Source organism: Lactobacillus huangpiensis, from assembly GCF_019972815.1.
Classification (GTDB): domain Bacteria; phylum Bacillota; class Bacilli; order Lactobacillales; family Lactobacillaceae; genus Lactobacillus; species Lactobacillus huangpiensis.
Map to the genome: position 1 here is coordinate 173,809 of NZ_BPPA01000001.1, position 22,347 is coordinate 196,155.

Annotated in this window: 20 protein-coding genes and 1 riboswitch; of the genes, 12 read left to right on the plus strand and 8 right to left on the minus strand. The window is 34.5% G+C overall.

Annotated features, from left to right (window positions below; genetic code table 11):
- Both LDM90_RS00810 and LDM90_RS00815 read right to left on the minus strand, forming a co-directional pair.
- Positions 1 to 1,266, minus strand: coding sequence for a M20/M25/M40 family metallo-hydrolase (locus tag LDM90_RS00810; RefSeq protein WP_223896191.1), 1,266 nt, complete (start codon positions 1,264 to 1,266; stop codon positions 1 to 3).
- Between the two features lie 1,735 nt (positions 1,267 to 3,001).
- Positions 3,002 to 3,646 carry an NAD(P)H-binding protein gene (locus LDM90_RS00815; protein ID WP_223896192.1) on the minus strand — a complete coding sequence of 215 codons (645 nt, stop codon included), beginning with the start codon at positions 3,644 to 3,646 and terminating at the stop codon, positions 3,002 to 3,004.
- A 156-nt stretch (positions 3,647 to 3,802) separates the two neighbouring features.
- On the opposite strand from LDM90_RS00815, the gene LDM90_RS00820 reads away from it, so the two are divergent.
- The gene (locus LDM90_RS00820) at positions 3,803 to 4,243 is read left to right on the plus strand and encodes a MerR family transcriptional regulator (protein WP_034978461.1); all 441 of its coding nucleotides are present in this window, start codon (positions 3,803 to 3,805) and stop codon (positions 4,241 to 4,243) included.
- Between the two features lie 93 nt (positions 4,244 to 4,336).
- Here LDM90_RS00820 and LDM90_RS00825 read toward each other — a convergent pair whose 3' ends face one another.
- Positions 4,337 to 4,702: a DUF805 domain-containing protein gene (locus LDM90_RS00825; protein ID WP_223896193.1), complete on the minus strand. Its 366-nt coding sequence runs from the start codon at positions 4,700 to 4,702 to the stop codon at positions 4,337 to 4,339.
- Between the two features lie 160 nt (positions 4,703 to 4,862).
- Between LDM90_RS00825 and LDM90_RS00830 the strand changes: the two genes are divergently transcribed.
- The 5 genes from LDM90_RS00830 (at position 4,863) to LDM90_RS00850 (ending at position 9,086) form a co-directional block, all read left to right on the plus strand.
- The gene (locus tag LDM90_RS00830) at positions 4,863 to 5,750 is read left to right on the plus strand and encodes an SDR family oxidoreductase (protein WP_223896194.1); all 888 of its coding nucleotides are present in this window, start codon (positions 4,863 to 4,865) and stop codon (positions 5,748 to 5,750) included.
- A 145-nt stretch (positions 5,751 to 5,895) separates the two neighbouring features.
- Positions 5,896 to 6,381: a GNAT family N-acetyltransferase gene (locus LDM90_RS00835; RefSeq protein ID WP_223896195.1), complete on the plus strand. Its 486-nt coding sequence runs from the start codon at positions 5,896 to 5,898 to the stop codon at positions 6,379 to 6,381.
- A 43-nt stretch (positions 6,382 to 6,424) separates the two neighbouring features.
- Positions 6,425 to 6,817 (plus strand): cytidine deaminase family protein, encoded by a 393-nt coding sequence (locus tag LDM90_RS00840; RefSeq protein WP_223896196.1) that lies wholly within the window; start codon positions 6,425 to 6,427, stop codon positions 6,815 to 6,817.
- Positions 6,817 to 7,260, plus strand: a complete 444-nt coding sequence (locus LDM90_RS00845; RefSeq protein WP_223896197.1) for an ASCH domain-containing protein — start codon at positions 6,817 to 6,819, stop codon at positions 7,258 to 7,260. Before LDM90_RS00840 ends, LDM90_RS00845 begins: the two co-directional genes overlap by 1 nt.
- Before the next feature lie 275 nt (positions 7,261 to 7,535).
- On the plus strand, positions 7,536 to 9,086 hold the full coding sequence (locus tag LDM90_RS00850; RefSeq protein ID WP_223896198.1) for an ATP-binding cassette domain-containing protein: 1,551 nt from the start codon (positions 7,536 to 7,538) through the stop codon (positions 9,084 to 9,086).
- Between the two features lie 5 nt (positions 9,087 to 9,091).
- Here LDM90_RS00850 and LDM90_RS00855 read toward each other — a convergent pair whose 3' ends face one another.
- On the minus strand, positions 9,092 to 10,213 hold the full coding sequence (locus tag LDM90_RS00855; protein WP_223896199.1) for an SLC13 family permease: 1,122 nt from the start codon (positions 10,211 to 10,213) through the stop codon (positions 9,092 to 9,094).
- Between the two features lie 213 nt (positions 10,214 to 10,426).
- Here LDM90_RS00855 and LDM90_RS00860 point away from each other — a divergent pair, with 213 nt between their 5' ends.
- Together LDM90_RS00860 and LDM90_RS00865 are read left to right on the plus strand one after the other, a co-directional pair.
- A complete protein-coding gene (locus LDM90_RS00860; protein WP_198212671.1) occupies positions 10,427 to 11,155 on the plus strand; it encodes a gamma-glutamyl-gamma-aminobutyrate hydrolase family protein in 729 nt (242 codons plus the stop codon).
- Positions 11,156 to 11,164: 9 nt separating this feature from the next.
- Entirely contained in the window at positions 11,165 to 12,568 is a 1,404-nt protein-coding gene (locus LDM90_RS00865) for an APC family permease (protein ID WP_223896200.1), read from the plus strand.
- A 57-nt stretch (positions 12,569 to 12,625) separates the two neighbouring features.
- Here LDM90_RS00865 and LDM90_RS00870 read toward each other — a convergent pair whose 3' ends face one another.
- Together LDM90_RS00870 and vprA are read right to left on the minus strand one after the other, a co-directional pair.
- Positions 12,626 to 13,522: an alpha/beta hydrolase gene (locus tag LDM90_RS00870; protein WP_223896201.1), complete on the minus strand. Its 897-nt coding sequence runs from the start codon at positions 13,520 to 13,522 to the stop codon at positions 12,626 to 12,628.
- A gap of 151 nt (positions 13,523 to 13,673) precedes the next feature.
- On the minus strand, positions 13,674 to 15,137 hold the full coding sequence (gene vprA / locus LDM90_RS00875; protein WP_223896202.1) for a vinyl phenol reductase: 1,464 nt from the start codon (positions 15,135 to 15,137) through the stop codon (positions 13,674 to 13,676).
- Between the two features lie 113 nt (positions 15,138 to 15,250).
- Here vprA and LDM90_RS00880 point away from each other — a divergent pair, with 113 nt between their 5' ends.
- Positions 15,251 to 16,144 carry a LysR family transcriptional regulator gene (locus LDM90_RS00880; RefSeq protein WP_223896203.1) on the plus strand — a complete coding sequence of 298 codons (894 nt, stop codon included), beginning with the start codon at positions 15,251 to 15,253 and terminating at the stop codon, positions 16,142 to 16,144.
- Positions 16,145 to 16,260: 116 nt separating this feature from the next.
- Here the strand turns inward: LDM90_RS00880 and dapF are convergent, their stop codons facing one another.
- Both dapF and LDM90_RS00890 read right to left on the minus strand, forming a co-directional pair.
- Positions 16,261 to 17,247: a diaminopimelate epimerase gene (dapF, locus tag LDM90_RS00885; RefSeq protein WP_223896204.1), complete on the minus strand. Its 987-nt coding sequence runs from the start codon at positions 17,245 to 17,247 to the stop codon at positions 16,261 to 16,263.
- 17 nt (positions 17,248 to 17,264) lie between these two features.
- Positions 17,265 to 18,617, minus strand: a complete 1,353-nt coding sequence (locus LDM90_RS00890) for an aspartate kinase (protein WP_223896205.1) — start codon at positions 18,615 to 18,617, stop codon at positions 17,265 to 17,267.
- A gap of 281 nt (positions 18,618 to 18,898) precedes the next feature.
- Positions 18,899 to 19,077: riboswitch (Lysine riboswitch) on the plus strand.
- Between the two features lie 84 nt (positions 19,078 to 19,161).
- Here LDM90_RS00890 and lysA point away from each other — a divergent pair.
- Genes lysA through LDM90_RS00905 form a run of 3 tightly spaced genes read left to right on the plus strand, consistent with a single transcriptional unit; the run spans position 19,162 to position 22,343 of the window.
- Positions 19,162 to 20,475, plus strand: a complete 1,314-nt coding sequence (gene lysA, locus LDM90_RS00895; protein ID WP_223896206.1) for a diaminopimelate decarboxylase — start codon at positions 19,162 to 19,164, stop codon at positions 20,473 to 20,475.
- 9 nt (positions 20,476 to 20,484) lie between these two features.
- The gene (dapD, locus tag LDM90_RS00900; RefSeq protein ID WP_223896207.1) at positions 20,485 to 21,195 is read left to right on the plus strand and encodes a 2,3,4,5-tetrahydropyridine-2,6-dicarboxylate N-acetyltransferase; all 711 of its coding nucleotides are present in this window, start codon (positions 20,485 to 20,487) and stop codon (positions 21,193 to 21,195) included.
- An 8-nt stretch (positions 21,196 to 21,203) separates the two neighbouring features.
- A complete protein-coding gene (locus tag LDM90_RS00905) occupies positions 21,204 to 22,343 on the plus strand; it encodes an N-acetyldiaminopimelate deacetylase (RefSeq protein ID WP_223896208.1) in 1,140 nt (379 codons plus the stop codon).
- Positions 22,344 to 22,347: the final 4 nt, after the last annotated feature.

The following is a 22,347-nucleotide window of genomic DNA, read 5'->3' on the forward strand; positions in this document are numbered from 1 at the left end:
TTATCTTGCCATCTTTTCTAATTCAGTTAAATATTCTTCTTTTGTTTTCTTATAGGTTTTTACCTGATCTAAGTTATTTGAAATCTTAAGAATACTGTTAAAGACAAATTCAGGGAAAATTGCTAGTACAAATTCAGGATCAACTAAAGTAAAATCATCACCATGAATTGTTCCGTTCCAACCGCCATAACCGATTTGAATGGTTGGTACTAAGAAACTAACATCTCCGATATCACCTGCTGCCATTGTGTAGCCTCGGTCTTCTATTAAACCAGGAATTTTTTCATTTGCAGAAAAGACGTCTTTCACTATAGCACTCATACTCTTACTGGAAATCAAAGGCAGGTAGCCAACTTGCCGTTCAGATTCAACAGAACCACCAAGTGCTGATGCACAGCCTTCTGCTGCCTGTTTAAAACGGTTCATTAGTTTTTGAGCGTTATCTATGTCAAAAAATCTTAAGTCCGTACCCATTTTAATATGATCAGGAATTACGTTAATTGATTCATGATTTTCTCCAATAAATACTGGATTGAATCTTATACGATTGGGATCCTTAATTTGTTGACGTTGCAAAGCTAAAGCAGTATTGAATAGTGTTGCTATGCTTTGAGCATTAATACCTGCATCTGGAGCAAAGGCTGCGTGACTAGCTTTGCCATAAAAATCAAAATATTCAAAATTAAAGCCTGCGAGATCACAATTAATTTCGATAGTGCGTTCATCAAAATCTTCGCCTATTGCATGAACTGAAACACAATAGTCAATATCGTCAAAAATACCCAGTTTGATAGCTTCTTGCTTACCACCGAAGTAATCTATTTTGCCTGCCTCTTTTTGTTGTTTTCTCCAAGCAAGATCAACGAACTCTTCAGATGGAGTGAAGATAAATGCCAAATTAGCACCAAACTCTTTAAGTCGGTGATTGGTAATTATTTCATTCATAATTGCCAGTGCGGTAGTGACTTGTGTATAATGGCCACAAGCTTGAGCAGCACCAGTATTCGCATCTGCTAATTTGTGATTAGGCTGGTAGAGTGAATCTATTTCAGCGATAACTCCAATAGTTTTCTGGCTACCATTAGTTAACGTTATTTTTAACCCTGTATCTAGATAATGTTCGATTTTTAACTCAGGACTAATTTTGTTAATTTCATCTTCAATCCTTCTAGATGTATTAAATTCCTTATAACCAAGTTCTGGATTATGAAGTAAAAAATTAGCAATTTCAGTTAGTCTAGCATAGTATTTTTGAAAACTTGACATTGTATCCTCACTTTTTGTTTGATTATTATCATATGTGACAATAATAAGAATAAAATAAAATTAGCAACTATGCAAGAACGAAAATGTTGTTTTATGTTATAAAAGTTCGTATTTTATCAAAATATGTAGCTAGAGGACAGGTGTTAATATTTGGACGAAAAGAAAGAGTAATTAGAAAATAATGTGACCCCCAAATTTAGGACAAATTTGGGGGTATTTTTATGGTTAAATTAGCTAAGATAAAATTAAGATTTATCAGCTTTAGCTTGATTAAATTGGACTTAGTGAATTAAAGGTTGGACTAGCTAATATTAATTAGTTGCAACCTTGATTGCAGGTCATGGTTTATTTTTGCTTTCAAAAATTTCGGTGACATGGTGACATATAGTTGAATTTATTAAATAAGCAATAAACTACTTTTTTATATTTTGAAAAAGTAAATTATTGAAATTAATAAAAAAGCAGATAAATCACATTTTGATGATTTATCTGCACCCGAAATTATAGTTTAAATGTTGTTTTTAGAACAGAAATAGTCAAGAGCTTTATCTGTAAAAGTAAAAAATATAAAATATATTGCAATACAAATTAAAAATATCAGAAGATTTCTACCACTAGCCCAAAATGGCCAACAATTCGGTAAAAATTTTTCAACCAAAATACTGCTTATCATTATGGAGAAGAAGTATGCAAAAAACTGATAGAGTTTAAAGTATTTGGGCTTACTTCTAGATCTTTTTTGATTTGGTGTTAGTTTTTGTTTATTTGTTTCCATAATTACACTCTATTTTTTTAACATAAAAATTGCAATTAGACTTAAAGCTAAAGCAGTCAGTTCTGAGATTGCTATTTTCTTAATTTAAAATTAATCAGTCCTTTGTTTTTTAATTTTTGTACCGGTACCTTTTAAATTATATAAAAATTTTAATCATAGACAAGTGATTAATTTAATATAAATATTATTTATCTTATGATAATTACATCAATATTTTATATACGATTAAGATAATGTATATTATAAATATTGAAAAAGCTGCTATCAGATCAAGCTAATATACAAATTAAAGTAAATAATTGAAATGCTTTTATAATAAAAACAATTACTAAATTACATATTATCATTTGACTGAATTGATTTTTCAGTAGATACTGGCAAAAGTTTGGTTTGTATATGCTGTTAGACTCAGTAATAGTCAGCTACTTGTTTGCTGGAAAGATAAAAATATATCAGTTAAAGAATTACAGATTATACACTTTTATCATTGGATTAATACATGATAGTCAATTTTTGTTTCATGTGAAACTTAATTATAATATGTACGCTTCCTAGATATTCTGAGTAATACCCAGTTAGCGTAATGAAAGTTAAGATAGTCTGACTGATAAACGCTATTTATAAAATGACCTTCATTGAGATGATTACCATCGAATCTTGCTAAACAGATTGAACATTGACCACGACCGTGTGTAAATGATGCAATCACAAAGTCTCCAGCTGAATATTAACAACATTTTTTGCCCATTTTTTAACAATGCCAAATGTTTCATGCTTCGTAGTTGAATTTGCAGAAAATTTTGATATACCACAGAATCACAATAAATCGGATTCGCATACAGAGGAACGAACAACTTTTAAAATTGCATCATTTTCTGATTGAAGTTTGGGCATGGGACATTCTTTTAATTCACTTTGATTAGTTTAATAAATGCTCCTGTTTTCATTTATACTGACTCTTTAGTAAACAGGTCGATCTTTTCCCTGTGTATCTGGATCGGCAATTCCAATGCTGTCATTATCATATAATGCAGGATTTCGAACAATTTTTAAAATTGCGTCTGCAATGCTTTTGCGTGAACCTGAAACACCAATATAAGGTTCTTTATGAGTAGTAATAGAATATTTGATTTCATTACGATCATTGAGCCAGGGTAAACGTAAAGTAGTATAATGCAAGCCAGATCTTGCTAAAAGTTTGTCCGAGTTAATGGCAGCCTGTAGTCCCGGAATAACAAATTGATGATTCCACCGGCCAAATTCACCTCCAACTTCGTTATATATGCCAAGAATGTTAGCAAAAATTACACGTGAAACATGGTTAACTTTCATCGCTTCAATTACGTTTTTAGTGATGGTGTTATCCTTAGTATGATCTACAACGTCAACGAAAACTAAATTTTGTTTATACATGGCTTTATTGACAGCTTGGTTGTTATTTAAATCAACTTCCATTATTCGGGCTTTGGATTCCAATGAAACTAAGCGACGAGGATTACGCAAACCCAGAGTTAAATTGATATCTTGAAAATTATCTTCTGAAAGTATGCGGTTTTCAACGATTCGAGCTATTTGACCATTAGCCGCTAAAATTAAAAAATTCATAATTACACCCCTTTTTGTAATTAATGTTCAGTATAATGGGTTCGAGCAACTCTAAGTCAAATTTTTTAATAAATGTCGTTTAGTTTAGTTGAGAGTGAAATATAAAAATTAAGTGCTTTATCCTATCTTGGTGAAGTTGCTAAAAAGGAGATACTAATGAAAAAATTTAGAATTAAAGATGTCAGCGAATTGCTGGGAATTAGTACATATACTTTACGTTACTACGAAAAAATTGGTTTATTAAAGTTTGTTAAACGTGATGAAAATGGAATTCGTGAATTTGAACCAAATGATCTGATAGTGATTAGTACGATTATTTATCTAAGAAAAACGGGAATGCCACTTAAGGAAATCAAAAATTATCTTCAACTAGCAGAGAATGGCATTGATACGGTTGAACAGCGCAAGGAAATGTTTTTAAAACAGAAACAAAAAGTGAGAGAACAAATGAAAGTACTGGATAAATCAATGGAAGTAATTAATCGTAAGCTTAATTTTTATAATGAAGCTGCGAAAAAACATAGTATGGACGTATGCAGGGATGAGCGCAAAAAGTGGTTAGCGGAAATATTGTCTGGAAAAGAAAAAGTGCAATAACTGCACTAAAGGTACATTATTACACATAATTTATATTATTTAAGTTTAAACAAAGCAACTTTGGCAGGTTTGAAGCAAAAGATTAACATTATTTTAATCGTAATTATTTGCTTTTGACGGCAGCAACATTAGAATAATAAACCAAATATCTCCAATTATTGGTACTATCATAATTAGAACCCACCAGCCAGAGCGATTGGTATCATGTAAACGGCGAAAACGCAAAGATAGCATTGCAATCCAGACAACGAAGGAAATAATGAGAGAACTAGTCTTAATACTCCAGTCGCCCCAATTATAAATATCATTAATTGAATGGCCTAACAAACTTTCAACTAAATGCATCAACACAAAAGCGAGAATCCAATTTATAATTACTGGCCACCAATATTCTGAACGATTGGCAGTGCCAGAAAAATTAAAGATATTCTGCCAGAATTTTTTATAAGATTTAAGCATTAAATATTTCCTCCTATTTATACCTAATAAACTAATCATAAAGCATTGTATTGTAATGAGCAAAGATAATGTTTTTATGTGAATTAATAAGCAATATTTTTGTTTTATTATTATAAAAGCGGTATCTTGAAATTGAATTTATTGAAGGGAGAAAGTACAAATGGACAATAAATTATCAGACCCATTAACACGCTATCATCATGATGATATGCCTAAACAATCACAAGAATATCCTGGACTGCAAAGTAAAATGGATCCAGCGCCCGCAGGAGATATGGCTGACTATGAAGGCCATGGCTTATTAAAAGGCCGCCATGCCCTTATTACAGGGGGTGACTCTGGTATTGGCCGTTCTGTAGCAATTGGCTTTGCTAAAGAAGGTGCTGATGTAGCTATTCAATATCTGCCAGAAGAAGAAGCTGATGCTAAAGATACAGCCGAATTGATTAAAAAGGCTGGACGTAAGGCGGTTTTGTTGCCAGCTGATTTCCGTAAACGCGGTGAAGCAACAAAAGTTGTTGAAAAAGCTGTCAAAGAATTCGGCAGCCTTGAATTGCTGGTGATGAACTCTGCTATCCAACAAAATGTTGATGGTTTAGAGAATTTGTCAATGGATCAAGTTCACGATACCTTTGAAGTTAATATCATCTCAATGTTTGAAATGGCTAAAGCGGCTGTACCGCATATGAAACCAGGCAGTGTAATTTTGACCTCGACTTCTTTAGAAGGATTCAGTCCATCACCAATATTGCTTGATTATGCTGCTACAAAAGCAGCAATTGTCAGCTTTTCTATTAATTTGGCTCAAAGCCTTGCTCCTAAAGGAATTCGCGTTAACAGCGTTGCTCCTGGTCCGGTTTGGACTCCTTTGCAGGTTTGTGGTGGTCAGCCAACTGATGCACTTGCTACATTTGGTCAAGAAGTGCTATTGAAGCGTGCTGGACAACCTGATGAAATAGCCCATGTTTATATTTTCTTAGCCTCAAATCTGGCAAGTTATGTTACAGGACAAGTATATGGTGCAACAGGTGGACCAGCAATTAATTAAAGATAAGCAATAAAATCTTAGTTTCCGTTTTTGCTTCTGTGTGAGCAAAAGCGGATTTTTTTAGCTGAATTTGCCTTTTGGATGGGTTTTCAGTATATTTAATAATTAATTAGACTTTAATATCTAAAAGTATAGAGGTGAAGAAATGAATAAAAGCATTTTTCAAAAGATATCATTGTTGTCACAAAAAAATGCCATGATTATTGCAGACGAGTGGCATTATGACGGGCAGTATGCTTTTTATGACATGAAAAATGATCAAGAAGACTATGATGAAATAATATCTCCAGAGTTACGCAAAAATAATTACTTTCAAGTTTTGGATACTGACGACAACTTAGTTGCTTTCTTTTGTCTTGATCAAAATGAACAAAGAGAAGAGCAAGTTGAAATAGGATTAGGATTGGCTCCCAAATTGACTGGTCATGGGCTAGGCAGTGAATTTATTACTGTTATTGAAAATTTTGTCAAAAACAACTATGACTATAAAGTAATTGTTTTATCCGTTGCTGACTTTAATTTGCGTGCGATTAAAGTCTACCAAAGAGCTGGCTATGTCAAAAGAAATACTGAAATGGTACATTCAAATGGTGGCATCTATAAGTTTGATATCATGTCAAAGAAAATTTGAGCTAAATTTTATAGCTGGTTTATGAAAGAAATGAAGGAAAAATATGGATGAAGAATGGCAAAAAATGTATGAAGCAGCTAAGAAAGTACAAGGTTTCACCGCAATTGGATCTCATATGGAAGCCGGTGGTGTCGCTGCTGCTGTTTTAGCTGAATCGGGAAAAATTTATACAGGAGTTTGCGTTGACACAGCGTGTGGATTAGGCGTTTGTGCAGAACGCAATGCTCTTTTTAATATGATTACCAATGGTGAAACTAAAATTAGTCGGGTTTTAGCACTAATGGCAGATGGTAAAAATGGAGCTCCATGTGGTGCTTGTCGCGAATTTATTGTTCAACTCATGGAAAAAGATTATCGACAAGTTGAAATTATGCTGGATTATGAAAAAGATAAAGTCGCTACAATGGGCGAACTAACCCCAGAATGGTGGCTATAATGGACAAAGAAGTAAAACTATTTTGGCAGAATTTTTGCCTTAAGCATAATTTGCCTGCAGGCACTAAAGTTGAAGCCTGGGCTTTTGGTTCTAATGAAAAAGATGCAGATGAATTGGCTGAGTTAGTTAGGAGAGGCATAAAAACTGCTACAACTTCAGAATGTGTACCAGGCGATGAAGATATGACTAAAGTTGGCGATTGGAACATAATTCTCGATGGTCAAGGCAAACCTGTCTGTGTTGTCCAAGATAAAGTGGTAGAAATTATTCCTTATAATCAAATTTCCGCAGAACATGCTTATCATGAAGGTGAAGGAGACCGCAGTTATCAGTACTGGCGCAAAGTTCATGATCAATTCTTTGAAGAAGAATTTAAAGCCAATGGTCAAAAATTTTATCCACAGGCACCAATGGTATGTGAGATTTTTGAAAAAGTTGAATAATTGGGCTGTTGAAAAATGAAAGAAATATGATATAGTTAAGACAATTTAGGAAAAGAAGGTATTGCAAAAATGGAGAATTAATTTCTGATTTTATTAGTAAGCAAAAAAGTTTGATAACCAATGCTTTTATCACGCATTTTTGCCGATAATCAGAAATTAGTACTGTTCTCTATTAAGGTGGTTCTTTAGTTTCACTGGCTTTTTGTGCACTGCTAATCAAATTATGGGCAATTTGGTTATCAGTGCTTTTTCTTTAGCAAAAAGCAGGTGTTAATATGGAATACATTAAAATTACTAATCTTAAAGTAGATTATCAAGGTGAGGTTTTATTTCAAGCTCCTCATTTAAATGTTCAAGACCGACAAATAGTTGGTTTGATAGGTGATAATGGTGTAGGTAAAACTACGTTGGTCAACATTATTGCTGAAAAGCCTATAATTTTTAGGATAGAAGGGCAAGTTAAACGAAATTGTCATACTATTTTAGTACCCCAAATTTTAAATAACAGTGAGCAAAGTGGTGGAGAAAAGGAAAAAGCAGTTATTATTCAAGCATTACTTCAGATAAATCAAACTCAGAATTCTCTGCTAATTTTGGATGAGCCGACATCTAATTTAGATATTGAGCAACAGAAATGGTTAATTAAAGTTTTAAACGGCTTAAAACAGCCACTTTTAGTAATAAGTCATGATCAGACTTTTTTAAGCAAGCTTGTCAATGTTATTTGGCAGATCAAAAACCAGCAAGTTTATGAATTTAAAGGTACTTATGACGAATACCAGCAATTTCTTAGAGCACAAGAAAAAAGGCAGAACACTCAGTATTTTCAAAAACAAGTTGAGATTAAAAGACTAAAAAAGAACCAACAAGAATTTGAAACTAGGGCTAAAAAATCTACTAAGAAAAAGAAAAATATTTCCTGGTCCGATTGGAAAATAAAAGATAGTAGCGGTTTAGAGAAAAGTATTTTTCGTAAAAGTACTTTACTGAAAAGGCGTATAGCGAAAGCAGAAACGACGCTGGAAAAGCCACAAGTTCATCATCCAATCACTTTGGGTAATATTGAAAACATGAACCTAGAGCTGTCACAGAAAAGCAGCATAGTCAGATTCAAGACTCAAGATGTTGCTGTTCATAAAAAGCAATTATTCAGTATAACTAAAGAACTGAAAATCAAAGGAAAAGAAAAAATAGCGTTAACTGGAAAAAATGGTGCTGGAAAATCAGTTTTTTTAGCAAAATTATTTCACAAAAAATTGGCTGTCTGGCTTAATCCACAGCTAAAAATGGGCTATTTCCAACAGAATATGGCGCAGGAAACTAAAGAAACAGCTACAGTAAAAGAAGTAATATATAAAAACAGCATTTTTAATAAAACCACTACAATGCAGCTTTTAGGTGACTTACACCTGCAAAGGTCTTTGGATAAGCAAGTTAGTGCTTTGAGTGGTGGCCAGCTAGTTTGTTATAAATTGGCAAAAGTGCTTTTAGGTGAGCATAACTTGCTGATACTTGATGAGCCGGACAACTTTTTAGATATTTCATCTATTAATGCTTTGGAAGAATTTTTAAGAAACTATCCGTTTGCTGTTATTGTAGTTTCTCACGATCAGAACCTGTTAAAAAACTTAAACTTTACTTCTTGGAAAATAAAAAATCACAAGTTAATAACTCCTAGCGATTTCTCCAGTAAAGAAAATGCTAAGACTGCTAATCAAATCAGTTTATTACAATTTAAATTAGACCAATTGATTTCTGATCCTAACGCTTCATTTACTGACATTGAAAATATTTCCCAGGAAATAAATAGTCTCAAAAATAAATAAAGTCTCTAAAGAGAACCAAATTCTATTAATTGAGGTAATAGTAGCATGACTATTCCCGCCAGTAGAATTAATAAAATAAAGTTAAAGGCTAAAAAGCCTATTAATATTCGACTACTATGGACATGTGCCTGTTTTAATGCTAACAAATTAGCAAATGAAGCTAAAGGAGTTCCTAGACCGCCAACATTCACACCAAGAAAAATTGAGACTATGTCTGTACTGAATCGAGTCATGAGAAAAGTAGCTGGAACGTTACTAATTATTTGGCTTAATGTTATACCTGTCAGATAAGTGATAAGAGAACTCTGATGCAATAGTTGGGTGACAGTGTTAATGATCAGCTTTTGCCTGCCCAAAATCCCGACTATTAAGAAAAAACCGATAAAGGTAATTAAAGTACCATAATCGACTTTTGTAAAAAGCAAATGGTTTATGACTATTATGGCTACTGTTACTGCTATTGTGGTATAAATTAGCGGTACGAAATGAAGTACTCCTGCAAGTGTAACTATTAGTAGTGCAAAAGCAATGATTAGAGAAATTGGTTTTACCTCATAGTCTGTTTGTTTTAAAACTGGAAGTGGAGTTGCTGGAATTACAAATGTTGTTAACAAAATTAAAACAAAACTAATTAGGAACAATGGGAATGAAATTTTGAAAAAATTAGCCGTAGAAAGCTGATAGTGATTGTAGAGATAGAGGTTCTGCGGATTACCGAAAGGAGTCAATGCACTTCCTAGATTTGCTGCAATTGTGATTAGTGCCAAAGGAAAAGTAAATGGTCCATGAACCTGCTTGTGAATAACTAAAAATAATGGTACTAAGCTTAGGATCGCAACATCATTAGTTAAAAACATAGCTAAAAATCCTGCTAATAGAACTAATAACTGAGTAACTTGTCTATGGGTATGAGCTAGATTGATGATTTTTTGACTTAAGTAGTCCAATGCCTTAATGTTAATCAAATATTGTGTGACAAGCATTAAACTAAATAAAGATAAAATTGTTTGCCAGTTAACATCGGATATTTTTGGCAGGGTGCGACAAATCACACAAACTAAAAATAAAATTAGAAGAGTAGCCCACATTATTTTTTGCTGCTTAATGATTTTATTGACTGCTTTCATGCTGCATCACTCTTTTAGAAATAATCTGCTCAAAATTTTTAACTTGAATATTTTACTACGAAAAGTAAATAAGAGTTAATTTTTTACATAAATAACTATAAATTATTATTATACTTCTGCTAAAAAAGATTTAAAAACAAAAGATACACTTAAATTGATAATAACTATTATAATATTAATAACTATTAGTATCAGCTTAAATGAGGAGAAAAAATGACGAAACCAATTATTGGTATTGCCGGATCTGAAATGATTGATTCTGGTGGAATGTTTCCTAGTTATAGACGTAGTTATGTTAATGAAGACTATGTGGATTCTGTTGTTAAAAATGGCGGAATTCCGTTTATAATTCCATTTACCGAAAATGACGACATTATAAAGAGCCAAATGGAATATGTTCAAGGTCTTATTTTAAGTGGCGGTCACGATGTTGACCCTCATCTATACGGTGAAGAATTATCGCCCAAAATAGGGCCGATTTGGCCTGAGCGAGATCATTTCGACATGCTGTTATTAAAGATTGCGGAAGAAACCAATAAACCGGTTCTTGGAGTTTGCCGAGGTGCTCAAATCATTAATGTAGCACATGGTGGCAGTCTTTACCAAGATCTTAGCTATCGTCCAGAACAAACTGTGAAACATGAGCAGGGTCATACGCCTGATTTACCTACCCATAAAGTCACTATTAAGAAAAACAGCTTACTAGCTAAAACTTTAGGCAAAACTGAATGCATGGTTAACTCATTTCATCACCAGTTGATAAAAGATGTTGCTCCAGATTTACTTGAAGTTGCTGATGCAAGTGATGGCGTGCCCGAAGGGCTAGAAAATAAACAAGGTACGGTTCTAGCAATTCAATGGCACCCTGAAATGTTACATAATAATCCGAACACAAAATATATGAATAATTTATTTAAATTTGTGGTTAAAAACGCCAAGTAAGGAGTAATAATGACTCAAAATAAAAACGCTGGGGATAAACTAGGCTTTTGGTCAATTGTCTTTTTAGCAATTAATTCGATTATTGGCTCGGGTATTTTTTTAACTCCCGGGAGCGTGGTTAGCCAGGCAGGGAGCAAAGCATTAATTGTCTATTTCATCGCTGCAGTTTTTGCTTCAATTTTAGCTATTTCATTTTCAGCGGCAGCCAAATACGTAACTAAGTCTGGCGCTTCTTATGCTTATTCTAAGGCGGCATTTGGTGACAATGTTGGCTTTTACGTCGGTATCTTGCGCTATTTTTCTGCTAGTGTTGCTTGGGGAGTAATGGCTGTCGGTGTAATAAAGTCAACTATTTCTATTTTTGGTGGAAATCCTGACAAATTTTTAAATGTCACCATTGGCTTCATTATATTAATGCTTGCAGTAACTGTAATTAACTTATTTGGGCAAAAATTTGTGAAACTTGTAATGAACATGGCTACAGCTGGTAAATTAGCTGCATTAATTTTGATTATTGTAGCTGGAGTTGTTTTACTTATTACCACTGGAGCCAGCCATAGCCTGTCATCCGTTGACCAAATAACGCAAAATGGGCATAAAATAGTACCGGCTTTAACTACTACCGGTCTTGTTATGGCTGTTGTTTCTGCGTTTTATGCTTTTACCGGGTTTGAATCAGTTGCTTCTGGTTCGGAAGATATGCAGGAACCAGAAAAGAATTTACCTAAGGCCATTCCACTGGCAATTTTAGTTATTGCCGCTATTTATATTGGGGTAGTGGCAGTAGCGATGGTTTTGGATCCTAAGGCATTGATGACAACTAAACAAGTGGTGGCAATCAGTGCGATTTTTAAAAATGATATATTGAGGGATGTAATTTTAGTTGGAGCGCTTATTTCGATGCTGGGAATAAATGTTGCCTCTAGTTTTAATGCACCACGCATTTTGGAGGCAATGGCCCGTGAACATCAACTGCCGGCTACTTTAACAGAAAGGACTAAAAATAACTTTCCCATTAAAACTTTCTTTATTTCTGAAGCACTAGCAATTTTAGTACCCTTAGCTTTTCAATATAACATGACTAACTTAATTACGTTGAGTGCTATGGTCAGATTTTTAGGCTTCATCATTGTTCCTCTGGCAGTAATCTGCTTTTACTATGGTAAAAATAAGCAGCCAATTTTACCAGCTCCTAAAAATGGATGGACTGATATTTTTGTACCAATATTGTCAATTGCCTTAGTAATCTTTTTGCTAGTTAAATATAATTGGCAAGCTCAATTTGGTATTATTGAAAATGGCAAAGTCGTTGGTGTTAACTGGTACGCGATTTTTATGATGATTTTTGGCTTCATAATTTTGCCGCTGTTTATGTTTTGGTTTTCCAGAAAAGAAAGAAGCAGTCAGCAATAAATTTTAAAATTTACAAAAAACCGGACTAGACAATACTAGTTCGGCTTTTTTTCACTGTTAATTAATGTATTTACGGAAGAAGTTTAGCTCATCTTCATTACATTTCTTGGCCAATTCATCTTTTTGATTAACATGAAAAACATGACCTCGTGGATGCTTCTTATCACCATAGAAATGAAGTTCATGGTAAATATTTTTGGCTTTCAGATAGCCTGAAAGCATATAGGCGTTATCACGTAAGAAATCATCAGTGCATGTCATTAAAAAAAGCGGTGGCAGTGCTTGGGTCAAAAATTGTTCGGCGTTTAATTCTTCATGTTTATTTAAACGAATTTCAGGTCTGAAATAGACTTCGGGTGCCCCAGTATATGAGGGGATTTCGGTTAGGAAGTAGGCACCACAATTTAAAGCAGCAGCTTTAATTGTTAAACGGGGTACTGAATAACCAAAATACTTGCGGTATTCATTGTTAGTGTAAGCTGCTAAAATTTGTTCTCCCATTTGGCCGCCGGCACTGTCTCCAACAATAAAGACGTTATTTAGATCGAATTGATATTTTATCGCATTTTCCTCTTGGGCTACCCAGTGAAATACACGGTTGATATCATCTAGTTCTCCGGGATAGGCCACATCTGGTGCTAATCGATAATTGGCATTAACTACGGCAAATCCTTCTTTAGCCAGAGCCAAGCAATAAAACTGATAGGTTTCTTTGGTGCCATATATCCAGCCACCACCATGAATATTTACGATTACCGGTAATTTAGCACTGGTTCTATTCTTTGGTAAATAAACATCGAGTATCTGATACTTGGGATCCTTACCATAGGAAATATTGTCAAACCGTTCTACTTCCGGAATTTGTGTTGGCAATCCAGCATCGCGCTGATCATCACCTTTTTTTATTGCAATTCGTGTTTCTTCAACTAATTTTTGATAGTCAGGTTCTGACATTTTACAGCTCTCCTTTTTTGTAATCGCTTTAGTATTATATTTTACTTCAATATAAGTAAAAAAGAAGGTCATAAATTAATGTCAAATCATCTCTTAGAAAATTTTCACTTTGTAAAATAATTGCTTACAATATTTTAAATTATTTTATGATTTATCTAGTTAAATTTTTAGCGATATCTAAAGCTGCTTTTCTGCCAGAATATGCACAGTACCCTGCGCAAGTGCCACAAATATTGGGACTGTAAGTGTCGCCACACAATTTTCCAGCCGCGTCTGCTCCAATAGCATATAATCCATCAATTATTTTTCCATTTCGATCTAGTACATGATTATCTAAATCAGTTTTTAGTCCACCTAGTGTTGTAAATGCACCAACTCCTAGATCAAAAGCATAAAATGGTCCCCTTTCTACTGAAACCAAAAAATGAGAATCTTTTCCAAAATCTTCATCAATACCCTTTTTACATAATTCATTATATCTTTCTACAGTAGGCTTTAAATTAGTCAAGCTTAGTTTTTTCACTAAATCTTCAATGCTGTTAGCTTTATGTATAAATGGTAATTTTTGTGTGAGAGCTTCATCAATTTGTTCTTGTAAGTGGCTGAGTGGCTTATTAATGTCTTCATAATAGATTTCAATAATCTTCAATAGACCTTTTTTACTTAAATAATCCACAGTAGCTTGATCTATAATGCTATAAACAGCATTTTGATGAAGAAAAACATTCCCACAATCAGCAAAATTGTCTGTTACTTGTTCATTAACAAAGCGGTCGCCTTGTTCATTGACGAAAAGTAATGATTGTAATGACGCAGCGGTATTCATTTCTGAATACCAGTATTTATATGGAGGATTAGTGGGGTCATTTAGATAGCCATTAAATGCCATTAAAGTTCCCTTTGCTACTCTTTGAGCGCCAGCTGCCCAAGCAAGTTTTTGACCATCACCAGTGTTTTTGCCTGAATTAATATTAATAATTTTATCAGGATCGTATCCAGTTTCTTCTCTTAATAATTTTGGATTATTTAAAAATCCTCCTGTAGCAATAACTACGGCATTAGTAGATATTGCTTCTTCTGCTCCATTAGCTTCACTTTTAATAACTAATCCAGATACTTTTCCTTTTCCGTCTTTTAAAATTTTTTGTGCAGAAACAGAAACCTCAATTTCACAACCCACCTTTTTTACTGAAGGAATAATGTTTTTTTGAATTTGTTCTTTACCTTGTCCTTTTAGTAAGTGCCAAGTTACCATACCTGAGCCTAATTTAGTAACTTCGGTAAATTCCACTCCCATTTTTGATTGTAACCATTTTAGAGTTTCAGCACTTTCATTAAAGTATTCTTTCAAACTGCGACTGTCTGCTTCATAATGAGAATAATTTAATTCAGTTTGTACTAGTTGAGAAGGAGTATAATTTATGCCTTTTGCTTTTTGCATTTCTGTTCCAACTGCACATAAGCCTTCGACATAATTACCACTACCACCTAAATTTCGTCCCTTTTCTAGGACTAATGTTTTCAAGCCTTTATCAGCTGCTTGAAAAGCAGAAATTAAGCCAGATAGTCCTCCGCCTACTATTACTACATCATATTTATTTTTATTAGTTAACATATTACTTTACCTCTATTTCATAAACAAATCGCTTACAAATAAAATTTACCATTTTTTAAGTATATGTTATTATCCATTTTGCAATGACTAATAAGGAAAACTAATAAGTTACAATGAATATAGAACAATTATCAATTTTTATAAATCTAGCAGAAAATTTGAGTTTTACGCAAACAGCATTAAAACTAAATATATCTCAGTCGGCTGTTTCCCAAAATATTTCTAAATTGGAAAATCAATTAGGCTTTAAGCTTTTTATTAGGAATCGAAGAACAGTCAATTTAACAAAATCAGGTAAAATTTTTTATATTAATATCAAACCTCTTATCAATATATATTATAAAGCTAAACAAGAAGCTCAGCATGCTAACGATAACGATCAAACTGATTTAAGCATTGGCTATAGTGGCACACCATGGGAGATTGCAGAATTGCCTAGAATTATAAAAGAATATAAAAATGAAAATCCTACAGTAAAAATTTTTTTAGAAATACATAGTCATGAGAATCTCAAGCAAAGACTTAGTAATGGTGATCTTGATATAATATTTACTATGCCAGATATTGTCAGACACATGTCAGATTTACATTATATTAATTTAACAAATGGCCATTATGTAATCAGTATTCCTAAAAATGAAAATTATTTTTTTAATAAAGAAATTTATGTAAAAGATTTAGATTTTAAAAGTATAATTTTTCTTGATACACAATGGCTCCCTACAATTTCTATCAACTTGCAAAAAAAAATTAGCAAGCTAAATAAAAATATAGATATTACTTATGCTAATAATATAACCGCGGAAAACGCTATGGTGCAATCTGGTTTAGCATTAGGATTATGGTGTAATTTCGTCACTGATCCAAATGATTCAACTATTTATACTAGGCCACTTAAGACAGATTTAAAGCCCAGATACGGTATCGCTATTAGAAAAGATGATAATTCAAAAGCTGTATTGCATTTTAAAAACTGGATAAAAAAGAAAGAATTAACATGGAAATAAAATATGATTTTTTGTTATATTTAATATTAATATATTAACTTATTAATTTATATATTTAAATATAAGCCATAAAAAACCAAACTTAAACAAGTTTGGTTTTTAAAATATCAGCTGCTTTAGTTGTTATTCACAGCAATAAAATTCTGATATGCTTCATTTTCTGAAGTAGTTGTAATCTTAAAATTATCAAAATCAGGCTGCTTCTGGTGCAAGTCATTTTCTGCAACATCAATATAATGTGTAACTGTCGCATTTCCAATTAATTCAATCCAATAGCTATTGGCGTTGCTATGTACCTTTGTTTGGACAAATCCTCCGGGATTTGAAACAGTCAGCAATTTATCAAACAGATTCTGTGACTTGTTAGTCAAAGCGTAAATTAAGCTTGCTGCAGACATGCCAGTACCACAAGCATTGGTAAAACCTACACCGCGCTCAAAAGTGCGGACGAAAAGGTGGTCAGAACTCAGAACCTGAGCAAAACTGACGTTTACTCCGTCTGGAAAATAAGGATTTTTCTGATTTAATTTTGTTCCTAAATTTGCTAACAAGTCACTTTTTAAAACTTCATCTGAAACTAAACTAATCAAATGAGGATTGGGAACAGCAACTGCTGAAAAGGTTAACTTGGGTGCAAATTCAGGTACTGCTTGGTTTAGTAGTTCAGAGCAACCTAAGTTAGTAAAAGGAAGATCTCCAGCTGCAAAACTAACTGGGCTGATTTCGACACTAACTGCTTTAACGTTTTGAGCCCAGTCTGCCTGACAACTGACACGCAAATCGCTTTGCATTGTTTCGACTTTGAAAGATTGCTTGTGGTATTTTTGCGCTAGATAACGACCTACAGTTCGTAGGCCATTGCCACACATGGAAGCAAAAGAACCGTCAGCATTAATGACCTGCATTTTGCCTATGGCTTGTGGGTGCTGCGAATTGCTTACCACTAACAAGCCATCAGCACCGTTTAATAATCCTGTGGCGGAGTTAGTTATTTGTTGGGCCAAATTAACTAATTCATTTTTAGTTAAAGGAGTTTGCAATTGGGTTTGATCTAGTAGAAAAAATGTATTCTGTGAACCGTGAACTTTTTGTAGTTGTACCATAAAAATTGCTCCTTAAATCAATTAAAAAACTTGTGATAGATTTCTTTAACGGCAGCTGCTGCGTCTGCTTTTTTAGTACCTAGCATAATTGAGATCCTTGAAGCACCTTGGTTAATCATATGAATTGCAATGTGTTTTTGTGCCAAAGGCAGCGTGATATTCTTCATTACCCCAATTTTGTTTTTCATTCCTTCTCCTACAACCATGATAATGGCATAGTCATCAATCCACTCTAATTGATCAGGATTAAGTGCCTGTTGAATTTCAAGACACATTTGCTGGCGGATTTGCTCATTAAATTGGCGTTTGTCAAAAATCACAGTTAAATCATCAATTCCTGAAGGCATGTGCTCATAAGATATATTAAATTTATAAAAAATTTGTAGTAATTTAAGAGTAAAACCAACCTGTTTATTTAGCAAGTACTTATGTAAATATAATGCTGCAAAATGACCAGAACTAGCTACTCCTGTAATTGTACTTTGAGGCTTAAAGTTACTTTCAGGTACGATCATTGTTCCCGGTAAATCTGGGTGATTGGTATTTTTGACATTAATTGGTATTTGTCCTTCAATTGCAGGAATAATAGCTTCATCGTGAAAAACTGAAAAGCCCGCATATGACAGTTCCCGCAACTCGCGGTATGTCATAACATTAACAGCGTGGGGATGCGTAACTATTCTAGGATCAGCAGCGTAAATAGCATCGACATCAGTGAAATTTTCATAAAGGTCAGCGTCAAGTCCGCGTGCCCAAATTGCTCCGGTAATATCAGAACCGCCACGAGAAAAAGTAGCAATTAAACCGTCTTGAGTAACACCATAAAAGCCGGGAACAATTAATAAGTCTGAAGGTTGAGCCCACTTTTGCAAATTGCTGTAAGTTTCCGGTAAAACCTGAGTGTCATTAGGATTGTTGGTCACAATAAAACCAGATTCTTTCGGGTCTAAGAAACGAGCTGGTATATGACAACTTTGTAAAATTAAAGTCAAAAGCTGAGCATTTAGTTTTTCTCCGTGCGCTTTAAAGCCTGCCATTAAAAAATCCTTGTTTGGATAAGAGATATTGGGTAGATTTTGTAATTCTTGCAATAAAGGCTTTAATAATTGTTCGGGTATTTTAAAATAAGCGGCAATGTCATGATACCTGGACCAAATTGTTTTAACGACTTCCCTGTAATCTTGTTTAGCAATTGCTTTTTGCGCATACTCGATTAATAAATCTGTTACTTTAGTGTCATTTTTATATCTTTTTCCTGGCGCTGAGGTAACTACGATTTTACGAGCCGGATCAGCATTAATAATTTTTAAAACTTTTTGAAATTGTTCTCCGTCAGCTAGAGAACTACCACCAAATTTTACAACTTTCATGTTAATACCTTTCACAATCAAATTTAATTTAAGTAATTAGTATTGGATTTTAACATTAAAATTTTAATCTTCAACCGAAAAAGAAAATTGCTAATTAATAACGCTATTATTTCTCTTAAGAAAACTTTGATAAAAATGCTGTCGATAAATGCCGAATATAATAGCCTTTGCTACAACTTTGAAACAATTAATTGCAAAAAATAATTTTGAGGATTTGAAAATCAAAAAATATTTACCAGCAAAAATGGTTGACAATCATATTAATTAATAATAATATTTTAATAAATCGAAGAGGTTGCAACCAACAAAAGTAGCTGGTGGAGTTTCTGCAAAAACTAAGAAACCAGTCAAAGGGGCGGTTGCCGAAGCGTTAATTATTGCGGTAATTAATTAGCTGGGACGTAATCTAACAGGTTACGGACTGTCGCAATTTTATATTCGCGGAGCGCTATCGACAAAATTGATACCAGATAATAACTTGAAGGACTCTTTTGTTAGGCACAACAAAAGAGCCTTTTTTATTTAACAAAAGGGAGAGACTTAAATGGCTGCTAATGATTATTACCAGACTAACATTCAAGGTCACTTGGCAATTGGTGGAGTGGATGCATTGAAACTGGCAAAGGAGTTTGGTACCCCATTAGTTGTTTATGATGTACAAAAAATCAAACAGCAATTTCAGGCTTTCCAAAAGGCATTCGCAGAAGAAAGTGTAAATTATGCAATTAGTTATGCCAGTAAGGCTTTTGCTACAATTGCGATTTATCAGGTAATTAATGAACTTGGTGGACATGTTGATGTTGTTTCTGGCGGCGAATTGTATACAGCCTTAAAAGCAGGATTTCCGGCAGAAAAAATCAGTTTTCATGGTAATAATAAGACAGCAGATGAGTTATTAATGGCTGTGCAAAACCATGTCGGTGTCATTGTTTTAGATAATTTTTATGAAATTAAGTTGCTGACGCAAATTTTGCAAAAAACAAATGCTCAAGTGCAAGTAATGCTGAGGCTAACTCCAGGGGTCTCAGCACATACTCACGAGTATGATCAAACTGGTCAAGAGGACAGTAAATTTGGTTTTGATATTAGATCAGGCCAAGCCGAGCAGGCATTTTTAGAGGTAAAAGCTAATAAACAGATGGACTTGATTGGCTTGCATGCACATATCGGTTCACAAATTTTGGAAACAGCGGGTTTTAAGCTGGAAGTTGAAAAACTTATGCAACTGGTCAATAACTGGAAACAAAAATATGATTACCAGCCTCAAGTCTTAAATTTAGGTGGCGGGTTTGGCATTAGATATACCAAACAGGACAAAGTTTTGACTGCGCAAGCTTTTATCAGTCAAATAGTGCAGACAGTCAAAAAATGCATACAAGAAAGTCACTTAAAAATGCCGGCTATTTGGATAGAACCGGGTCGTTCAATTGTAGGGGAGGCTGGTTATAGCTTATATACAGTTGGTGCACGCAAAGAAGTACCGGGACTATTGCCTTACGTTACAGTAGATGGTGGTATGGGAGATAATATCAGACCGGCACTTTATCAAGCACAATATGAGGCATTATTAGCAGAAAATCCTCATGCAGAGCCTGAAGAAACTGTCAGACTGGCAGGGCGCTATTGTGAATCAGGCGATATTCTTATTAACGAACTGTCATTGCCTCAAAGTAAACCAGGTGATGTAATTGCAGTTCTGGCTACTGGGGCCTATGGCTATAGTATGGCTTCAAATTATAACCGTGTTCCACGTCCAGCCGTTGTATTTACAGAAAATGGTCAAGCACAAGTAGTAGTTACACGTGAAACTTATGCGGATCTAATCAGCCATGATCGCTTTTATCAAACGAAAGGATAATTAATAAATATGAAAAAAATGTCGGCTGCTGAAATCATTGATTTCATTGCTAATTCAATCAAAAAAACACCAGTTAAAGTATATGTCAAAGGTGAGATGGCTAAACTGGACTGGCCTGAAGATTGCAAAATTTTTAATGAAACTCACACTGGTGTCGTTTTTGGAGATTGGCAAGTATTGAAACCCTTTTTAGAAAAAAACGCAGAAAAGATAACATATTATCAAGTGGAAAATGTCAGTCGTAATTCTGCTATTCCGTTATTAGATCTAAAAAACGTCTCAGCCAGAATTGAACCTGGTGCGCTTATCCGTGAAAACGTTGAGATAGGTAAAAATGCTGTAATCATGATGGGTGCAGTCATTAATATTGGTGCGGAAATTGGTGAAAATGCCATGATTGATATGAATGCTGTTTTGGGCGGTAGAGCAATCATTGGTGCTAACAGCCATGTTGGAGCGGGTGCCGTAATTGCCGGAGTTGTCGAACCGGCTTCAGCACAACCTGTGAAAATTGGCAAAAACGTTTTGATTGGTGCTAATGCCGTGGTTTTAGAAGGAGTCCAAGTTGGCGACCATGCAGTGGTAGCAGCAGGTGCTGTAGTAACTAAAGATGTCCCAGCAAATAGTGTCGTAGCCGGAGTGCCGGCAAAAGTTGTTAAAATGCGTGATCAAAAAACTGCCTCTAAGACAGGAATTGAACAGGGATTAAGAAAGCTGTGAATTAATTAATGTTAACTTCTGAGCAACTCGTTAAAATTCGCCGAGATTTACACCAAATCCCTGAATTGGCCTTGCATGAACACCAAACACAAAAATATTTATTACAGATTATTGGCAATTTTACTCAAAAATATATTGAAGTTCGCACATGCCCTGAGGTGCCCACAGCAATATTGGTCAGGGTTCAGGGAAGTAAACCGCAAAAAACAATCGGTTATCGAGCAGATATTGATGGATTACCTATTGAAGAAAAAACGTCTCTGCCGTTTGCCTCCAAAACTCAAGGTCAAATGCATGCCTGTGGTCACGATATTCACATGACAGTGGCACTGGGAATTTTGGATTATTTTTGTGAACATCAGCCACAGGATAATTTGCTTTTCTTTTTTCAACCAGCTGAAGAAAGTGAAAGTGGCGGTAAAAAAGCCTATGAGGCTGGAATCTTTACTGGCAAATGGCGTCCAGACGAGTTTTTTGCCTTGCACGTTACTCCTGACTTACCTACTGGCACAATTGGCTGCCGTTTAGGAACGTTATTTGCGGGAACAACTGAAATCAATATTGATTTATATGGTAAAGATGGGCATGCCGCATATCCACAACAAGCCAATGATATGGTAGTAGCTGCTTCTTCTTTAATAGAACAAATTCAGACAATTGTCTCACGTAGTATTGATCCCATTGCAAGCGGAGTTATTACAATAGGAAAGGTCAGGGCCGGAACAGTTAGAAATGCTATTGCAGGTCATGCTCATCTAGAAGGGACTATTCGCGGACTAACCCAAAAAATGATTGAAAGAATTGATCAGCGCCTGCGGGATGTGACTCAAGGAATAGCGCAAAGTTTTAATGCTAAGGTTGATTTGCAGCTTAATCAGGGAGGCTATTGGCCAGTTGAAAATGACCCCCAAATTACAGCAGAATTCATTAATTATATGAAGAAAAATCCTCAAATTGATTACCAAGAGATGCAACCGGCTATGACAGGGGAAGATTTTGGCTACTTACTGGCACAAATTCCCGGTACCATGTTCTGGCTGGGGGTGAACGATAATTCTCAACTCCATTCTGCAACCTTTAACCCACACGAAGAAGCAATAGTAACAGGAATTAAAGCAATGGTAGGTTTTTTACTGAGTCATATGTAGCTCA

Bases quoted from the DNA above. Each gene is read 5' to 3' on its own strand.
- LDM90_RS00905 (WP_223896208.1), top strand. From the start codon at position 21,204: ATGTTAACTTCTGAGCAACTCGTTAAAATTCGCCGAGATTTACACCAA.
- LDM90_RS00865 (WP_223896200.1), top strand. From the start codon at position 11,165: ATGACTCAAAATAAAAACGCTGGGGATAAACTAGGCTTTTGGTCAATT.
- LDM90_RS00835 (WP_223896195.1), top strand. From the start codon at position 5,896: ATGAATAAAAGCATTTTTCAAAAGATATCATTGTTGTCACAAAAAAAT.
- LDM90_RS00830 (WP_223896194.1), top strand. From the start codon at position 4,863: ATGGACAATAAATTATCAGACCCATTAACACGCTATCATCATGATGAT.
- vprA (WP_223896202.1), bottom strand. From the start codon at position 15,137: ATGTTAACTAATAAAAATAAATATGATGTAGTAATAGTAGGCGGAGGA.
- LDM90_RS00845 (WP_223896197.1), top strand. From the start codon at position 6,817: ATGGACAAAGAAGTAAAACTATTTTGGCAGAATTTTTGCCTTAAGCAT.
- LDM90_RS00855 (WP_223896199.1), bottom strand. From the start codon at position 10,213: ATGAAAGCAGTCAATAAAATCATTAAGCAGCAAAAAATAATGTGGGCT.
- LDM90_RS00870 (WP_223896201.1), bottom strand. From the start codon at position 13,522: ATGTCAGAACCTGACTATCAAAAATTAGTTGAAGAAACACGAATTGCA.
- LDM90_RS00820 (WP_034978461.1), top strand. From the start codon at position 3,803: ATGAAAAAATTTAGAATTAAAGATGTCAGCGAATTGCTGGGAATTAGT.
- LDM90_RS00825 (WP_223896193.1), bottom strand. From the start codon at position 4,702: ATGCTTAAATCTTATAAAAAATTCTGGCAGAATATCTTTAATTTTTCT.
- LDM90_RS00815 (WP_223896192.1), bottom strand. From the start codon at position 3,646: ATGAATTTTTTAATTTTAGCGGCTAATGGTCAAATAGCTCGAATCGTT.
- LDM90_RS00880 (WP_223896203.1), top strand. From the start codon at position 15,251: ATGAATATAGAACAATTATCAATTTTTATAAATCTAGCAGAAAATTTG.
- dapF (WP_223896204.1), bottom strand. From the start codon at position 17,247: ATGGTACAACTACAAAAAGTTCACGGTTCACAGAATACATTTTTTCTA.
- LDM90_RS00850 (WP_223896198.1), top strand. From the start codon at position 7,536: ATGGAATACATTAAAATTACTAATCTTAAAGTAGATTATCAAGGTGAG.
- LDM90_RS00810 (WP_223896191.1), bottom strand. From the start codon at position 1,266: ATGTCAAGTTTTCAAAAATACTATGCTAGACTAACTGAAATTGCTAAT.
- LDM90_RS00840 (WP_223896196.1), top strand. From the start codon at position 6,425: ATGGATGAAGAATGGCAAAAAATGTATGAAGCAGCTAAGAAAGTACAA.
- LDM90_RS00860 (WP_198212671.1), top strand. From the start codon at position 10,427: ATGACGAAACCAATTATTGGTATTGCCGGATCTGAAATGATTGATTCT.
- lysA (WP_223896206.1), top strand. From the start codon at position 19,162: ATGGCTGCTAATGATTATTACCAGACTAACATTCAAGGTCACTTGGCA.
- dapD (WP_223896207.1), top strand. From the start codon at position 20,485: ATGAAAAAAATGTCGGCTGCTGAAATCATTGATTTCATTGCTAATTCA.
- LDM90_RS00890 (WP_223896205.1), bottom strand. From the start codon at position 18,617: ATGAAAGTTGTAAAATTTGGTGGTAGTTCTCTAGCTGACGGAGAACAA.